A 17,565-nucleotide genomic window follows, 5' to 3' on the forward strand; every position below is an offset into this window, starting at 1 on the left:
GTCAACCTCCTTAGACCCAGGATTATTCCAAAAACAAAGCCTCTTTCATTTTTCGCACTAAAGCTTCCGGATCATCATCCTGCCAGACCTTGCGGCCAATGGCCACGCCGGATGCGCCTCCGGCCACGATTTCCTTGATTAGGTTGATCGTCCCTTCCACCTTATCCTCGCCCTTTTTATTTTCTCCTCCGGCAATAATGATGGGCAAGCGGACGGCATCCACCACTTGTCTAAAAGCAACAGGGTCCCCGCAGTAATTGGTTTTAATAATATCTGCGCCCAACTCCATGCCTAAACGGGCCACATGGGCAATGGCGTCGGCCTGATAGAATTTGTCCGCGGCAGGCATCATTTCTGCCAAAACGGGCATATCATACTTGTACGCCGACTCAATCAGCTCGCTCATCCAGCGCATGATGCCACTTTCGCCGCCCCGGCCGAAAAAGATGGAAACAGCTACCGCGTCCACATCCATCCTCAGTGCGGTTTCCAGAGTAGCGGCAGGCGTTTCCTGGATCGCTTCTGCACTGGGACCCGCCACAATACTGACTCTTAATACGGTGCCAATCTCGGGTGAAACCAGGGAAGCCACTTGCTTCAAAAAACCGGGCGTCACTAAAAGGGCATTGGTTCCTCCGGCCAAAACCTTTTGGACAATTTCTTTCGGTTGATGGATCCCTTGTAATGGCCCTAACCAGGGGGCATGATCCAGGGGGGTCATCAAACATCTCCGCTGGGGTCCGATAAAAATTCGTTGCATTCTTCTTTCTTTCCCTGACATGATCCAACACTCCTTCCTATTTTTGAGGTGCCATTATTTTGATGCGTTGGCCGCCGCAAACCTGGAAAACTGACGATATTTCTGATAATTCTCCTCATAAACCCCGCTTAACTCCGGCCGGCAGCAAATGACCCGGGGTTGATCAAAGGAAGCAGTCAATATCTCTTCAAAATCTGCTTGCTCCAAATAATCCATACAGGCGGCAAAGAGCACCCGGGTTACGGTTTCCTGGCCCGTATAAATGAAGACGTCCATTTGACACACATCCGCCATGATTTGGGCCCAACCGGGCGTTCTTACTCCCCCTGCCGCCAGGGCCAATTCCGTAACCGGGACCCCGGATTCTCGAAAAAGATCTAAGATATGCCTCAGGCTGAAGGCCACTCCTTCCAGGACCGCCCGGGTCAGATGACGCATATCATGGGAAATCTTTAACCCGGTAAAACCGCCTGTAATTTGATCACTCCAATAGGGACTTCTCTCTCCCGCCAAATAAGGCAAAAAGACGAGGCCTTCGGCACCGGGTTTTACGTCCAGGGCCGCATGAATAAAGCTTTCAAAAGGTATGTGACGTTCCCGGCCTCCATAAACTTGCTCATAGAGCCAATCCAGGGCCGCCCCGGTGATGGAAGAAACGCCGCCAAAAAGATGAAAGGAACCCATGCGGAGAGAATATAGAGAATGGTCAGGGGCCGATACGTTACGGTGATCAAAGAGTCGGGTAAAAATCATGGAAGAACTGCCTAAGGAGCAAACTACGCGCCCCTCTTTCAGGGGAGCCCCTCCCAGCAAGGCTGCCATATCTCCCATGCCAATCACCACTTTGAGATTTGGGTTCAGCCCTAATTCTTCCGCCACAGAGGACAGGACCGTGCCACCGTCGGCATTTGAAGGTCTGATGGGCGGCAAGACCTCCGGCGCCCAGCCCAGCATTTTCACACGCTCCGGGTCCCAGCATTTCCCTTCCCAATCATATAAACCGGACCCGATGGCGTCTGTTTCGTCGGTACAGATTTCCCCCGTAAAACGCCAGCGCAGGTAATCTTTCGGCCATAAGATGCGCTTTGCTTTCTCCATTAATTCCGGCCGGTGCCGATGCATCCAGAGCAATTTCGGTAATGTGTATGTACTGTTTAATTGATAAGGGGGCAGATTTAATTTTTGTCTTAATTCCTCCGTTTCCCCTGCGGCACGCCGGTCCAGCCACAGAATGGCCGGGGATATCGGAACGTTTTCCTGATCCAGCAGTACCCCCGTATGCATTTGCCCTGTAAAAGAAACGGCTGATAGTTTTTTCAGCTGGATGTCTTGGCTTTCCAGATCAAGGAGGGCCTTTTTCAAGGCCAGCCACCAAGTTTCCGGATCAATTTCCGCCCAACCGGACTGGGGGATGGCATAGGTATAAGCTACTCGGGAAAGGGCCTGGATCTCTCCTGTGCCATTAAATGCCACTGCTTTTAATGACGAAGTCCCCACATCAATCCCTAAAATCCCCAGCCCGTCATGCTTCACTGATTTTCTCCCCCTACCTCCATCATCACCTTCATCCCCTGATAGGCGGCGACAATATCCAGCCCCTCCTGGAGTTTTTCCAGGGGCAGCAGATGAGAAATCAATTTTTCTACCTTCACCCGGCCTGTTTCAATAAAATTCAAGGCTTGATGAAACTCGTTGCCCGTACTGTCCGCCGAGCCCAGAATCGTTAATTCTTGATAATGAATCAGGTTGGGGTCAATGATTAAGGGGTCTACCGGATAAATCCCGGCAAAAATATTTAAGCGTCCCCCTACAGCTAAAGCTTTTGCCGTTTCCACCACCAGCGGAGCCGATTGTACCGCCACCACAGCGGCATCCGCCCCTTTTCCCTGATTTACTTCTTTGACGGCTTTTGCCAGATCTAAGCCGGAACTGCTCCGGATCACCGCATCTGCCCCTAATTCTAAGGCCAGATCCAGGCGTTCCTGAAGTAAATCAGCCACAATCACCTTTGCTCCAAAATAGCGGGCAACCTGGGCATGCATCTGGCCGATGGGTCCTGCTCCCACCACCAGCTCTGTTTCACCGGGTTTTAGATGAAGTTTGCACTGTCCCCGGTAAACGGTGGCTAAAGGTTCGGTAAAAGCAGCCGCCTTCATACTGGTCCCTTGGGACCGGATGAGATGAATATTCTTTCGGGGACACTTGGCATATTCCGCGAATCCCCCGGGAAGATAGGTAGGATTTGTGCACAAATTGCTTCTATCTTCTCGACAGTTGTCACAATAGCCGCACTTGACGATAAAGTCCCCTACCACCCGCTGGCCGATGGCCAGATCACGTACTTTTTGACCTACTTCCACGACCGTCCCGGCAATTTCGTGACCCAGTATTCTGGGCAGGGGCACCTTTTTTTTACCTAGATAGGCCCGCAGGTCCCAAGGGCAAATACCGCAATAGGCCACCTTGATTAACACTTCATCAGGCTCCAGGTCATAAATCGGCACCTCTTTGGATTCAATCGCATTAGGGGCCACAAGCCACATGGACTGCATTGTTTTGACCATGATCCTACCTCCTTCGCACTGCTTTGCTTTATTGATGGGCCTTTTTAACAAAATATTTAAACCGGTCCGCCCGGTTCACATTATGGGAATATTCAATCGGTACCCCCTGCTCCGAATAAGTAACGCCTTCAATGACAAGAAGAGGATCCCCCACATTCACTTTGAGCAGTTCGGCCTGGCGCCGGCTGGCCACAATGGCCTGTACCGTTTCCTCCACATCCGTCAGGTGAATTCCCTTACGGGCCAGCAAGGCCCACAAGGATACTTCCTGCTTCAGCTCTTCAATGGTCAAAGAGGTTCCTTCCGGTAATTTTAAAAAGGACTGGTTGTAAGAAAGGGGTTCGCCATTATCTACGGTACGCAAACGCTCTACCACCCACACCATTTCTCCTTCCCCTATTTTTAAAGCCTGACAAACTTGGCCGACGGCATGTTCAAATCTTAAGTCCAGAAGTGTGGACCCCGGTTTACGCCCGCTAAAACTCATATCCTCCGAAAAACTTCTCAATTCCCCTATGACACGCCGGATTTTCGGTTGGGCGACAAAGGTTCCTTTTCCTTGTTGTCTGACCAGATAGCCTTCTTGGACCAGTTCTTGGATGGCAAGCCTCACGGTCATGCGACTTACCTGATGGATTTCGATCAATTCTCTTTCTGCGGGAATCAGGTCTCCGGGTTTGACAATTCCCTGGCTAATTTGATTCAGAATGATTTGTTTGAGCTGATAATATAATGGTTCCGGAGCATTGCGATCAATTCCCAACGGTACAATTTTCATCAATTCATTTCCCTTCTTTAACTTCAAATTACGTTCTATCAAAAGAACCGGACAACCCAAGCAAAGAATATGTAATTGTTACTCCTATTCTATGAATAGTTTATAACGTTATGACAAATTTGTTATAACATTATAAACTTATCTTACTATGTAAAAATAAAAAACTCAAGTTCTTTTTGTCAAATGAACTTGAGTTTTTCTTATTAATTTATTGCCTTATTCTTGCGATTTAGATAAGCCATTAATTATATTTAACGGCATCCCGGCGGTAGCTGATGGGGGTACACCCTTCATTCCGCTTAAAAACCTGGCTGAAATAACGGGCATCCCGGTAACCGACCCGGGCCGCGATCTCGGAAATTTGACAATCCGTATTCAGCAACAACCGGCGCGCCTCTTCCATGCGCACCTGGGTGAGATACTCGGAAAAACTCCATCCCTTCACCTGCTTGAATAAGCGGCTAAAATAACAGGGGCTGAGATAGACTTGGTGGGCTACGTCCTCCAGGCTTAATTCCTGATGATAGTTCTCTTCCACAAAACGCACGGCTTTTTCCACCAGACTGGCATTGCGGAATTCCCGAGACGCCCGCACTCTTCCCACCAGCTCGCCCAGCCAGGATAGGGCATGCTCCTGAATCAAGGCTACGGAATTCATGGAATTAATTTCTTTATCGGAAGGAATGTTCAAGGAGGTCACTTCCTCCGGTTTTACCCCGCCTTCCACGGCGGCCCGGGAAGCCATGGCGGAAATCTCCAGCAGCTTCATGCGCACATCTGCCCCATTCAGTTTCTGCTCCAGGGGAAAATCCGTCCAGAGAGCCAGGAAGTGCTGTTTCGTCCTCTCCCAGTCTCCCATGCGAATGGCCATGGCCATGCCTTTTTCATTTCCCTGTTCAAAGAGAATGCCGGAATCATGGGGGGTGGTGACGTCATCGGCGTGGATCGCCTGGTCTCCCCCATATAAAAGGCGGAATTCCCCGGCGGCCAAAGCCTCGGCATGAGACCGGGCCAGCCCGCTGGGTCCTTTGGCCGGCCGGCCCATGCCCACGGTAACGGTAGCTGTGGTGCCGGAGCGCACAGCGCAACAGATTTCCTCTCCCAGCTTTTGACTGGCCTCGCGCAGGGCTTGTTCCTCCTCGGCGTCTTCGGCAGGAAGGAGGACGACAAATTGTCCGCTTCCCACCGGAACCATGAGCGCCCCCGGCCATTGATTGATCGCGGCTTGGATGGCATCTCCCACCTGTTTCTGGAGGATTTGATGCTCCAATTCCGACCGGTAGGTTTTATGCCCGCTTAAATTATCGATCCAGACATGGAGGGCTAAACGTAAGGTTTGATGAATATTGAGAAATTTCGCCCTGTTGGTTACTTCCTCCGCATTGGTCAGGCTGCCATTGACCAGGTCCATCACAAAGCCGACCCGGATCAGCGGCATCACATCCTGGAGGGTGGCGCGCAGTCTTTCCATTTCCTCTTTCGATTCCCGTTCCGAAGCCACCTGGGCATCCAAGCGGTCTAAAAGCTTGATCATTTCCTGGGTATCGACCGGTTTGAGCAGGTAATCCGAAATACCCAAACCCACTGCCTTTTTGGCATAATTAAATTCTCCGTAAGCACTGACCACCACCAGCCGGGTATCCGGCAGCGCCGGTCTTAACAACCGGGCCACTTCCATGCCGTCCAACCCAGGCATGCGAATATCCAGCAAAACCACGTCCGGTTTCACCGCCGTAGCAATGCGCACGGCTTCTTCCCCATCTCCCGCTTCCCCCACAATGCGGTCGCCGGGCCGGTATGTCTCCAAAATTAAGCGGATGCCCTGACGTTCTAAGGGTTCATCATCAACAATGAGAATATTCAACACTCCTGATCCCTCCCTTCACGTTCCTGAAAAGGAAACGACAAGTGGAGCCTGGTTCCTTTCCCGGGGGAACTGTCGATATCCAAAGCACACCTGCTGCCGAATTGATATTGCAGTCGCCTTAAGACGTTGGGCAGTCCTAAGCCGCCCACCTGGGTCCGGCTGTCGGATCTCACCCGCATCTGAAAGATGTCCTTTTTCACCTGGTCCGGCATCCCCACCCCGTTATCTTCAATTTCAAAGCAGATTTGATCGTCTTCCAGCCAGCCCCGGACAGAGACAATGCCGCCTTTTTTCAGGGGCTCTAGGCCGTGCAGGCAGGCATTTTCCACCAAAGGCTGCAAAATCATGCAGGGCATCTGGCCACTCATGATGTCCTCATCAATTTCCACCCGGCTGGTAATCCGTCCTTGAAAACGGGCCTCCTGAATGAGCAAAAAGTCTTGGACCGCCCGCACCTCTTCCCGCACACTGACCATAGACTTAACCTGGTATAAGCTGTACCGCATGAGACGGGCCAGGGCTCCTACCACCCGTTCGGTAAGAGAGTCTCCCTGCAGCAAAGCTAAACGGGAAATGGTATTTAAGGCATTAAAAAGAAAATGGGGATTTACTTGTAACTGTAAAGCATTTAGTTCTGCATCCTTTAAAGCTTCTTCCAGCCGGTGCTGGCGTTTCATAAAATGGATAAAGCTGGCCCGCTGCTCTTCCAACTGACGGTTGGCCGCCAGGGCCTGGCTCAAGTCGATAATCCGCCCGCCCAGAAAGGAGAGAAGCTGACACACATTCTCCAGTTTTTCTCTGGACAGCACGGGAATTCCTTCCGGACAATGGCCGGGAAGACAGTCCTCCTCCATCAAAAAGTGTCCCACCATGATCGCCCCTACCTTTCCCACGCTGCCAATCAAAGGATAGGTAATTTCAATTAAACCGGCCCGGCAGCGATAGGCAAAGGCATCCTTTAATCCTTCCCACAAAGGTACGGTTTGATAGCCGATGTTGCCTAAAGCAGTCTTCACCTCGTGACAATATTTGGAACAACCCAGAAAGGATCCTGGCGCGGAAATGGGATGGCCCCAGGAATCCACCACCATCAGGTCAAGGCCCACCAGAGCGGAAAAGGCCTTTTGCAGTTCCTCCAAAGAAGTGCCGGAAAAAATATTTTCCAGAATAAAAGGGGCCGCCGGATCATCCGGGGAACTCACTAATTCTTTAATCACCTGAACTCCTGAGACGGCATCGGCAGCGTAGGCATCCGCCCTGATTTTCGCAGCCAGTTCGGCACTTAGAGCCGCCCCCCCTACAATCACTTTGACGTGGTCCCGGAGCCCGGCTTCCTGCAAAGCATCGACTGTCTCATTCATGGCTTTTACCGTGGTACTAAGGAGGGCGGACAGGCACAGGACCTGGGGTTTATGCTTGGCCACCGCCTCGACAAATCTTCCCGCCGAAACATCCACCCCTAAATCAAAAACCTCAAAGCCGGATGCCTCCAACATCAGCTTTAAGAGATTCTTGCCGATATCATGGAGGTCTCCCGCCACGGTGCCGATGACAGCTCTTCCGGCGATTGCCGCATTATGGGCCGCCATATGAGGCCGTATTTCATTGAGCCCGGCATGCATGGCCCGGGCCGTGACAATCAGCTCGGTGACATAAATTTCATTGCGCTCAAACTTATTTCCTACGATATCCATAGCAGCCACCAGACCGGAGGAAATAATTTTCACCGGGTCCTCTCCCATGGCTAATGCTTTTTTTACCTGGTCCCGGACAGCCGCCGTATTTCCGCTGAGAATTGCCTCCACAATCTTATCAAATTGACCCGACATCGCTATCTCGTCCTTTCAGCAGAGTGCAAAATCATCATGTGATAAATTACACTTATCATTTTATGCAAAAACCGAAAAAAATATATAAAGGCCGCAGAGAGAAAGCCTCTTACGGCCGGATATGATCAATTAAAGACTATTTTCCTTGAATGGAGTACCTCATTAAAGCTCCCCTCAAATAAAATTTTATTATTTATATAAGGATACCACAAGATTAAATTATTGCGAAATGTTAGCTTTGTTGCGAATTGAATTAATATCTTTTTCTTTTGCTGGAGCTGGGGATACTTAAATCTTCCCGGTATTTTGCCACCGTACGGCGGGAAATATTGATTCCTTTTCCCTGCAAGAGATCCGTTAATTTTTGATCACTGAGGGGCTGGTTGGGATTCTCCGCACTAATAAAGTCCTGAATCATTTTTTTAATCCAGTTGGCTGAGGCCGCATCCCCTTCCGAAGTGACGATGCCGCTGGCAAAAAAGAACTTCCAGGAAAAGGTCCCTCGGGGTGTTTGCACATATTTACTGCTGATGGCCCGGCTCACTGTTGATTCGTGGACCCCCACCTTTTCCGCTATTTCTTTTAAGGTGAGAGGAACCAGAAAAGCAATTCCCTTATCCAAAAATTCCCGCTGGTATTCCACCACGGCGGAAGCCACCTTATATAAGGTAATGCGGCGCTGTTCAATGCTTCGGATCAGCCATACGGCCGAATTGAGCTTTCCTTCCACAAACTTGCGCACACTGTCGTCCACCTTTAAATCATTGCGCACCAGATTGCGGTAATAGGAATTAATATTGAGCCGGGGAACAGTGGTATCATTGACTAAAACCACATATTCATTTCCTACCCGCTCAATGACGACGTCGGGGAGAATATATTCCACCGATTTTTCTTCCGCATACTGCAGCCCCGGCTTGGGATCCAGAGTTTTGATGGCGGATACCAGGTCCTGGGTTTCCTTCAAGGAAATCTTAAGACTTTTGGCCACCAGGACCAATCTGTTCGCCGCAATATCATCCAGGTGGTTTTCAATCAATTCCACGAGCAATTCATATCTGGGATCACTGGGATCCAGCTGAAGTTCCAGGCATTCCCCCAGATTAGACGCACCCACGCCCGAAGGATCAAAGGTCTTGATGATCGTTAAAAGATCCGTAATATCCGAGGTATTCACTTTGATAGCCTCGGCAATCTCGGGAATGGTGGTGGTCAAATAACCTTCATGATTAATGTTGTCGATAATATACTCGCCGATGCGGCTTTGCTGGGGGGTTAATTTAATAATATGGAGTTGAAACTTCAGGTAATCCTGGAGGGATGAATGCTGTACCGCCACGGGTTCAAAAACCGTCTCTTTTCTTTCCCGGGAAATACCCGGCCCCAGTCCCAAATCACTGGAATCGGCAAACAATTCCTTCAAGTCCGGGCTCCCATCCTCATTTCCCGGCAGATCAGATTCCCCGGCCAAACCTTCCGGCAATTCCAGCACCGGGTTTTCTTCCAATTGCTGCTGAATATAATTGGTCAGTTCCAAGGCAGGCAAAGTCAAGACCGTAATGGCCTGTTTCAGTTCCGGGGTCATAATCAGTTTTTGGCTTTGTTCCAGGATGAGTTTTGGTTCCATACCATTTCACCTTATATTCATTCATTATTCTTTATATATTTATAGTATTCTTTTTTTTGGCCGGAATTCCTGTTATTTCAACAATAAAAGCCTTAAAACTTATTCACCTTTTTAAATTTTATTTTTTTGCCCTTGGATTTTTTCTGCAATCATCTCTAATTTTCGCATTCTGTGACTGATCCCTGATTTGCCTAACCTGGGTGTGGCCGCCTCACCTAATTCTTTCAAACTGATGTCCGGATAAGCCAGGCGCAGTTCCGCCACCTGCCTTAAAGCGGTGGGCAGCTTATCCAGCCCCATGACGGACTGAATGATCTTAATGGACTCGATCTGCCGCACCGCCGCATTTACCGTTTTGTTTAAATTGGCGGTCTCACAGTTAACCAGGCGATTGACCTGATTTCTCATGTCCTTCATAATCCGGGTATTTTCAAAGTCCAGCAAGGCATGATGGGCCCCCATGATGTTGAGGCAATTGACAATTTGTTCACTTTCTTTGAGATAAACCACGTACCAGTTTTTCCGTCTGCTGATCTTAGCGGTGAGGTCAAAGTCCTGAAGCAGCGCGGCAATCGCTTCTGCATGGGCGCTATCATTGGTGATAATCTCCAGATGATAGGTCCCTTCCGGATTATTCACCGACCCTCCCCCTAAAAAGGCCCCGCGCAAGTAAGCCCGTTTACAGCACTGATTTTTCACCAGGCTCCGGGGAAAGGTATCCCGAAAATCCGGAATCCAATGATTATTCTGATCTGTTAGTCCTAAAATATGTAATACTTGCCCGACCTGAGGCTGGGGGGGAATACGGATAGAATAGACATTGTTCTTTTTTAGCCTGCTTTTTCTGTGCACCAGGATCTCTGTCTGGATATCAAATAATTCTTTCGCCAGTTTAAATATCTTGCGCGCTACGGCAGCGTTTTCCGTAATCACGGAAATGGACACTTTTTGATAGGAGCTGATTTGTATGGTACCGTCCATCCTGATCAAGGCTACAAATTCAGCCAACTGGCAGCACCGTTTATAGGAAATAATGTGGGCCAATTCATCCTTTGTTTTGACCGAAAAAGACACCCCAACCACCTCTGATATATTATAACATAAAAACAGCACCCTTAACCAAGGGCCATTTTCCATTTGTCAGAAGCGTCCGGGGGAAGGGCTTTTTGACGGCGGGAAGGTGTCAGGAGACCCCCCTGACAGGGGCTATTTAAATAAAGAAGCGAGGTTTCCGGGAATTTCTTCCAGAAGCACCTGGACAATTTTTTGGGGATCATGCCGGGCCAGATCATTCTGGGCACTGAGAGGATGCTGGATCACGTCCACTTTCAGTTCTTTGAGATGGGCAAAATCTGCCTGCACCGGCTCCGCTCCCTGAGCAAGGTATTTTGCCTTCAGTTTGGGAGAAATCTCCTCATTATTGACAATCACTTTATCAATTAAACCCGGTCCGCAGTGATCCAAAATCGCCTGCACATGGTGAGATGCGTAAAAGCCGTCGGTCTCCCCGGGCTGGGTCATAATATTGCAGATATAATAAACCTTTGCTTTTGATGCCCGGATCGCTTGCCCAATCCCCGGCACCAATAAATTGGGAATCACACTGGTATAAAGGCTGCCTGGTCCCAGAATCACCGCATCCGCAGCCAAGATGGCCTCAATTGCTTCCGTGAGAGGGGTGCAATGGGCAGGGTCTAAAAAAACCCGCTTAATCCGGCAGGAATCGGCCACCATACTTGTTTCCCCGGTGACAATCCTGCCGTCTTCCATTTCCCCTTTTAAGACCGTATCCTCCAAAGTGACAGGAAGTACTTGACCTTTCACCGCCAGGATCCGGCTCACCTCCTGGACGGCAGCGGAAAAATCACCGGTAACCTGGGTTAAGCCCGCCAGAAGGAGATTGCCCAGACTATGACCGGCCAGCTCCGATCCCTGAGAAAAGCGATAATTAAACAGCCTTTCGATGGCACTTTCCCGGTCAGCCAATGCCACTAAACAGTTCCGGATATCACCCGGAGGAAGTACCCCCAGATCGCCTCTTAACCGGCCCGAGCTTCCTCCATCATCCGTCACGGCGACAATCGCCACAATATTGCTGGTCACCTCTTTCAACCCACGCAGCAAAGCGGATAATCCGGTGCCGCCGCCGATGGCGACTATTTTAGGCCCTTTCTTCAACTGATGCTGGAGGAGCAGCTTTTCCCCCCACCGGGAACCGGTGCCCGGGAATAGACCGGTTAACACATTGCGCATCAACTGCCGAAAACCCAGGCCCATCACCGCCACACCTGCAATCACAATGCTGGTGCCGGCCGCGATGCGAAAAGTGTCTCCCGTTAACCCCAATACAATTTTTAGTAAGGGCCGTTCCAGAAGGCTGATCAGTTCGGAACCTTGCGCCACGGCCAAGCCTTCGGCAGCACAAAAAAGGCCAAAAATAATGACCAGAATCCATCTTTTTAAGCCTAATCCCGGATATAACCAGCGCAAAAAATTCATTCTTGTTTCACACCCGCTTTTAAAATATCCCTGTGTGAGATGGAAACATGGTACCCTCTGCGCACAAGGCTTTTGGCGATGCGATTGGCCAAAGTAACAGACCGGTGCTGACCTCCGGTGCAGCCAATGGCAATGACCAGATGGGTTTTCCCTTCCGCGGCATAATGAGGAATTAAAAAATTGAGCAAACCAATGTACTTGCGCAAAAAGGTTTTCGCCACAGGATGGGTTAAAACAAAATTTTTCACTTGCTCGTGCTCCCCGGTAAAGGGCCGCAGGGTTTCGTTGTAGAAAGGGTTGGGAAGAAAACGCACGTCGATGATGAGATCCGCATCCAGGGGCAGCCCGTATTTATACCCGAAAGACATGATGGTAATGGACAGTTGACCCTGCTTGTTTTCGGAAAACAATTCCAGCACCTGGTCCTTGAGCTGCCGGTTCGTTAAATCGGAAGTGTCGATGATCTTATCCGCCATGCCCCGCAGCTCTTGAAGCATGATTCTCTCCTGGGTGATGCCCTCTAAAATTCTGCCCTGAGGAGCCAGGGGATGGCGCCGCCGGGTTTCTTTAAAGCGCCGGACCAAAGTTTCATTAGAGGCTTCCAGGAAAATGATTTCGTAATTGATCTCTTTTGACCTTAATTGAGAAAGGGCTTCAAACAAGGCGGGAAAAAACTCGCCGCCCCGGATATCCATCACTAAAGCGACTTTATTCATCTTTCCCCGGGACTGGGAGATCAGTTCCGTAAACTTGGGAATCAGGGTAGGCGGTAGATTGTCCACACAATAAAACCCCAGGTCCTCCAAAGAATGGATCACCTGCGACTTCCCGGCGCCGGACATCCCGGTAATGATCTCGATCTGAAATTCCCGGTGTTTTGATTCCTGCATGTGTGCGCACCCCCTTCTCGCTGCACCTTCAAGTCCCTGCGCAATAAACCTTATTCCAATCCGATAGTTTTATTTTTCGGGATCCGGGAACCGGTTTCCGGGAGCCGGGTATGAAAAACAAAACCCGCCCGAGAAGACCAAACCCCTAATTCAATTGTCAACGGTCCCATGATAATTGTCAATGAATTTTTCTGAACAGGAAATGTTTCTTTAACTTTATTAACAGGCTGCTTCCAGTTAATCCAGACCGGCTCCCATCACTTCTGGTTTTCCCGGAAACCGGTACTCGATCTTTTCACATCTCCACATTGATGATTTGCTCCGGCGGGACATTGGCATGGGCCAGCAAAGCCAGGCCCGTCTCCAAATTGCCCACGCTTTTGGTAAAATGGGCATCGCTATTGACGATAAAGCTTACGCCTTTTTCACTCACCCGTTTAATGTCCTCCACCTTCTGGAAATTGTGGCCGGTGTTAATCTCAAAAGCGGTATTGGTGGACAAACAGGCTCTGGCCACTTCGTCCAAATCCAGGGGCATGCCCAGCCCTGGATGGGTAATAGCCAGCACATCATGTTTATGCATCGCTTCTACCAGTGCTTTGGTATTGATACTTTTCATCCGATTCTGTAAGGGAGGAACCAGTTTGGCGATCTGGTTCCCCAGCACAAAAGTGAATCCGTCTTTCCACCCCTTGGGTTTTACATAGGGATGCAGGCCCACTAACAGGAGATCCAGCTGCTTCACCACATCCTGAGGCACATCAATATCACCTGCACAGCTAACCACGTCCGCTTCCGCTCCGGTCAGAATCCGGATATCAGGACGATTTTCCTGAAGCTTGCTGATTTCATCCTTGATCACCAGGTAAGTCTGGGCTGCCCGCACACCCGTACCGATGTTGGAGGGTCCGTGGTCTGTAAGGGCAATGGTCCCCAATCCTTTCGCCCGTGCGGCGTCAACCATTTCCACAATGGTATGCCGCCCGTCGCTGTATTTAGAATGAGTATGAAAATCCCCTGTGATTTTCATCGTTTACCTCCGTTTTTGCCTTCACATGATCTTTGCTATCGGGTAATATCATCCAGGTTGGCCCGCTTTCCTTTCATTTCGATGACAACCTGATTCGGTACACAGACAATTGCTTCTCCATGGTTTTTAATCCAGCCCCGGTGCACACAAATCTTATCCCGGCAGGGTGCGGTCACAATACTGATCTGATGGTCTTTTATTTTTACCGTGGTGGGACCGATCACACCTTGCACAATAAATTGTCTTTCTCCTTGCTCCTTGATCAGATTAACTTCCTCAATCGCTTTGCCGCCCACTTTAATGACGGCCGTGCCGGAACTATCCTGTTTAAATAAACCGGAAGTAAAAAGAAAACTGAGCAAAGCGATCAGGGCAATTCCCCCCACCAAACCTTTATCTCTTTTCGTCATAAAGATATTTTTCCCCCGCTTCAACCGTAACCTGATCTTTTAATCCGGGGGAAACCCGGATTTTTTTGTCTGCCCCCACATAAAAAGCTTCTACCCCGGGAAAATTCTTGAGAAATTTCAACCCCTCATCCGGTCCTAAGACGAACAATGTGGTTGTTAATCCATCTGAAATGCCGGGATTCTTGGTCACAACGGTAACGCTCCAGGTATCTCGCGCCGGTTTTCCTGTTTTGGGCGAAAGAATATGGTGATAGAGTACCCCATTTTCCGTAAAATTGCGCTGGTAATCTCCTGAAGTGGCTGAAGTCTCATCAACTAAGGATAACACGCCGACGATATTTTCCGGGTCTCTGGGATCTTGAATGCCAATCTTCCAGGGCTCTTGATCATCCTTTTTGCCGATGACGACGATATTCCCCCCGGCATTGATTAAAGCCTGTTTGACGCCCATTTGTTTTAAGACTTCGCCCGCATTTCTCGCGGCATAACCCTTGGCAATTCCCCCCAGATCCAGGGACATTTGGGGTTTGGCTAAATAAACTGTGTGCTGTTCTTGATTTAAAATCACCTGACTGCTGTCCACCAGGGGCAGCTTTTCTTTGATTTGGGCATCGGAGGGCACGTGGGGCTGGCTGCTTTTGCCAAAACCCCATAAATCCATGAGCGGCCCAATGGTAATATCAAAAACACCGCCGCTCATTTTGTAATATTTTAAGGAAAGTTCAATCATGTTATAAACATCATCGCTGACACGCACAGGCTTTTTCCCGGCTTCTTCATTGATCCTGCAGATCTCACTGGCTTCATAAGCAGGTGTATCAGGCTTGGCAAAGCGGTCTGTGCGCAGGGCGATCCGGTTCATTTCCTCATAGGCGCTGTCGACAGCTTTTTTTAGCTGCGCTTCATTTTCCCCGTAAGCCGTGATACTGATCACGGTATCCATAAGGAACTCCTGTCTGGCGTATTCTTTTGTCTGCTTCAGCAGACTGCAGCCGGACAAGGTCAAACTGCTTACCAGCAATAAAGCAATCATGATCATAAATCTGTTTTGTCTACCCATCCTGCACCTCATCTTTAGCTTATCAAAATCATTCTCATATTATTAATATAGCACACCTGAAAGAAAAAAATAAAGCACCCGGGACGGGTGCTTTATTCCGTAAGTATTACATGGCCGGCGGCGGTGTTGTTTTTGCCTCAGGCGCACATACTTTGCAGATGGCATCAATGCTCTCCTGTCCTTCCGTACCGGGTACAATCCCGAATACGGCAGGTTTAATCGCCCCCGTGGGACATTTGGCAAGGCAGGTGGCATTATCACATTTTTCCAGGCAAACGTGGGTATCGACCACAGCCAGGTTATTTTCAATCTTGATGGCCCCATACTGGCAATCTTTGGCACAGCGGGAGCAACCAATGCATGCCACGGTGCACGCTTTTTTCGCCACCGGACCCTTATCTTTGGAATTACAATTCACCCGGACATGGGCTTTGAGATTGAGCATGGAAATCACGTGGCGCGGACAAACCGTTTCACACTTGCCGCAGCCGGTACACTTATTGGGATCGATCACAGGCAGCCCGTCCGGACTCATGGTCATGGCATCAAAAGGACAATTCTTCACGCAGGTAGCCAAGCCCAGGCAGCCATACTTACAGGACTTGGGCCCGCCCAATAAAAGATTGGCCGCCACACAATCCTGAACACCGTCGTAGTTGTAATTGATCACTGCCTTGGCATGAGAACCGGCACATTTCACCTGTGCAATCCTTGGTTCAACGGCCTCCGCGGTTTTTCCGGTCAGTTCGGCAACAATTTTTGCTACCTTTTCTTTGCCCGGAATACACATGTTGGGGGGTACATCCGGATCAAGGACCACCGCTTCCGCATAAGCCAGACAGCCGGCATACCCGCAGGCCCCGCACTGGCCCTTGGGCAGGGCATCTTCCACAATGTGAATCAACGGGTTCATTTCAATGGCCAGCTTTTTATTCCCAAAAGCCAGGATTAACCCAAAGCACAATCCAATGGCCGTCATCACGATTAAAATCAGAATTGAAGTATTCATATTTTATCTCCTCCCCTCCTTTAGATTATTGCGGAATCATGCCGGAGAACCCAAGGAAGGACAACGCCAGCATTCCTGCCAGAATAAAGGCAATGCCAAGCCCTTGTAACGGTTTCGGTACATCTGCGTACTGCAGCTTTTCCCGTAAGCTGGCCATCAAAATAATCGCTACGGCAAAACCGACACCGGAACCAATGGCGTAAATGACACTCTTGATAAAATTAAAGTTGGATTCCGCATTGATTAAAGGTACCCCTAAAACGATACAGTTGGTGGCAATGAGCAAAAGGTAAATCCCCCACATGCCGTACAGAGTAGGGGCATGCTTTTTAATAATCATTTCCAGCAGCTGCACGAAGCTGGCGATCAAAACCACGAATACCACCGTCGTTAAAAAGGTCAGGTTGTAGGGGGCCAGCACATAGTTGTAAACGACCCAGGCCAAAATGGAGCTTAAGGTCATTACGGAAGTAACGGCCATCCCCATGCCGACGGAAGCGCTGAAGTTTTTGGATATGCCAAAGAAGATACAGAGCCCTAAAAATCTGGTTAATACAAAGTTATTGACAATTACCGCACCCATAAACAGGGTAAAATATTCCGCCATTATGCCTCACCCCTTTGACTACGAAGTTTCGCCCGGTGCTGCTTAATTAAATTAAACAAGGCAATTAATAAGCCAATGGTGATAAAGCCACCGGGAGGCAAAATCATCACTAAGGCCGGATTGTACCAGGACCCGAAGATCTGGATCCCTGCTAAAGTTCCGTTGCCAAACAATTCACGAATTGCCGCAATTAACAGCATCGCCCCGGTAAAGCCCACTCCCATGCCAAAACCATCCAGGAAAGAGGGGAATACCGTGTTTTTGGACGCGAACACTTCCGCCCGGGCCAGAATAATGGCGAACACCACAATCAGCGCTAGATAAATACTTAACTCTTGATACAAGGTGGGAAAGAAGGCCTGCAAAATGAGCTGCACTAAAGTAACAATGGTGGCAATGGAAGTAATATACACGGGAACCCGTACTTTAGGATTTACCCATTTCCGCACAATGGAGATTACCACGTTATTGGCCGTGATGACAAACATCACGGAAAAGCCCATCCCTAAAGCACTGATAATATTGGAGGTCACAGCCAATGCCGGGCAAAGACTTAAAGCAAGAACGAAAATAGGATTGGCCTCAAAGACACCATATTTAAAAGTTGCCCACACGGATTGTTTTTCACTCATTGC

At 49.4% G+C, this 17,565-nt stretch carries 16 protein-coding genes; all 16 read right to left on the bottom strand.

Going from position 1 to position 17,565, the window contains the following annotated elements:
- Positions 1-22: 22 nt before the first annotated feature.
- The 16 genes from DCMF_RS14905 to rsxE all read right to left on the bottom strand — a co-directional run bounded on the left by DCMF_RS14905 (position 23) and on the right by rsxE (position 17,562).
- Positions 23-781, bottom strand: a complete 759-nt coding sequence (locus DCMF_RS14905; RefSeq protein ID WP_148135149.1) for a class I fructose-bisphosphate aldolase — start codon at positions 779-781, stop codon at positions 23-25.
- Between the two features lie 33 nt (positions 782-814).
- Positions 815-2,293, bottom strand: coding sequence for a xylulokinase (locus DCMF_RS14910; RefSeq protein ID WP_148135150.1), 1,479 nt, complete (start codon positions 2,291-2,293; stop codon positions 815-817).
- Positions 2,290-3,324 (bottom strand): zinc-dependent alcohol dehydrogenase, encoded by a 1,035-nt coding sequence (locus DCMF_RS14915; RefSeq protein ID WP_148135151.1) that lies wholly within the window; start codon positions 3,322-3,324, stop codon positions 2,290-2,292. Before DCMF_RS14915 ends, DCMF_RS14910 begins: the two co-directional genes overlap by 4 nt.
- Before the next feature lie 28 nt (positions 3,325-3,352).
- Positions 3,353-4,102, bottom strand: coding sequence for a GntR family transcriptional regulator (locus DCMF_RS14920; protein WP_236860337.1), 750 nt, complete (start codon positions 4,100-4,102; stop codon positions 3,353-3,355).
- A gap of 241 nt (positions 4,103-4,343) precedes the next feature.
- Positions 4,344-5,969, bottom strand: a complete 1,626-nt coding sequence (locus DCMF_RS14925) for a response regulator transcription factor (protein WP_148135153.1) — start codon at positions 5,967-5,969, stop codon at positions 4,344-4,346.
- On the bottom strand, positions 5,963-7,798 hold the full coding sequence (locus DCMF_RS14930) for a cobalamin-dependent protein (protein ID WP_148135154.1): 1,836 nt from the start codon (positions 7,796-7,798) through the stop codon (positions 5,963-5,965). The genes DCMF_RS14925 and DCMF_RS14930 overlap by 7 nt, the downstream gene beginning before the upstream one ends.
- A 253-nt stretch (positions 7,799-8,051) precedes the next feature.
- Complete coding sequence (rpoN, locus tag DCMF_RS14935; protein WP_148135155.1) at positions 8,052-9,425, bottom strand: RNA polymerase factor sigma-54; 1,374 nt, start codon at positions 9,423-9,425, stop codon at positions 8,052-8,054.
- Between the two features lie 111 nt (positions 9,426-9,536).
- Positions 9,537-10,499, bottom strand: coding sequence for a DNA-binding protein WhiA (gene whiA, locus DCMF_RS14940; RefSeq protein ID WP_148135156.1), 963 nt, complete (start codon positions 10,497-10,499; stop codon positions 9,537-9,539).
- Positions 10,500-10,631: 132 nt separating this feature from the next.
- Positions 10,632-11,924, bottom strand: a complete 1,293-nt coding sequence (locus DCMF_RS14945; RefSeq protein ID WP_148135157.1) for a gluconeogenesis factor YvcK family protein — start codon at positions 11,922-11,924, stop codon at positions 10,632-10,634.
- A complete protein-coding gene (rapZ, locus tag DCMF_RS14950) occupies positions 11,921-12,814 on the bottom strand; it encodes an RNase adapter RapZ (protein WP_148135158.1) in 894 nt (297 codons plus the stop codon). Before rapZ ends, DCMF_RS14945 begins: the two co-directional genes overlap by 4 nt.
- A 295-nt stretch (positions 12,815-13,109) precedes the next feature.
- On the bottom strand, positions 13,110-13,844 hold the full coding sequence (locus DCMF_RS14955) for a PHP domain-containing protein (RefSeq protein WP_148135159.1): 735 nt from the start codon (positions 13,842-13,844) through the stop codon (positions 13,110-13,112).
- Between the two features lie 35 nt (positions 13,845-13,879).
- The gene (locus tag DCMF_RS14960; protein WP_148135160.1) at positions 13,880-14,254 is read right to left on the bottom strand and encodes a NusG domain II-containing protein; all 375 of its coding nucleotides are present in this window, start codon (positions 14,252-14,254) and stop codon (positions 13,880-13,882) included.
- Positions 14,238-15,314: an FAD:protein FMN transferase gene (locus DCMF_RS14965; RefSeq protein ID WP_214658627.1), complete on the bottom strand. Its 1,077-nt coding sequence runs from the start codon at positions 15,312-15,314 to the stop codon at positions 14,238-14,240. The genes DCMF_RS14960 and DCMF_RS14965 overlap by 17 nt, the downstream gene beginning before the upstream one ends.
- A 106-nt stretch (positions 15,315-15,420) precedes the next feature.
- Positions 15,421-16,323 carry an RnfABCDGE type electron transport complex subunit B gene (gene rnfB / locus DCMF_RS14970; RefSeq protein ID WP_148135161.1) on the bottom strand — a complete coding sequence of 301 codons (903 nt, stop codon included), beginning with the start codon at positions 16,321-16,323 and terminating at the stop codon, positions 15,421-15,423.
- A 25-nt stretch (positions 16,324-16,348) separates the two neighbouring features.
- Entirely contained in the window at positions 16,349-16,930 is a 582-nt protein-coding gene (locus DCMF_RS14975; protein WP_148135162.1) for an electron transport complex protein RnfA, read from the bottom strand.
- Positions 16,930-17,562, bottom strand: a complete 633-nt coding sequence (rsxE, locus tag DCMF_RS14980; protein ID WP_148135163.1) for an electron transport complex subunit RsxE — start codon at positions 17,560-17,562, stop codon at positions 16,930-16,932. Before rsxE ends, DCMF_RS14975 begins: the two co-directional genes overlap by 1 nt.
- Between the last annotated feature and the right edge of the window lie 3 nt (positions 17,563-17,565).

This window comes from Candidatus Formimonas warabiya (genome assembly GCF_002777255.1).
Lineage (GTDB): Bacteria > Bacillota > Dehalobacteriia > Dehalobacteriales > Dehalobacteriaceae > Formimonas > Formimonas warabiya.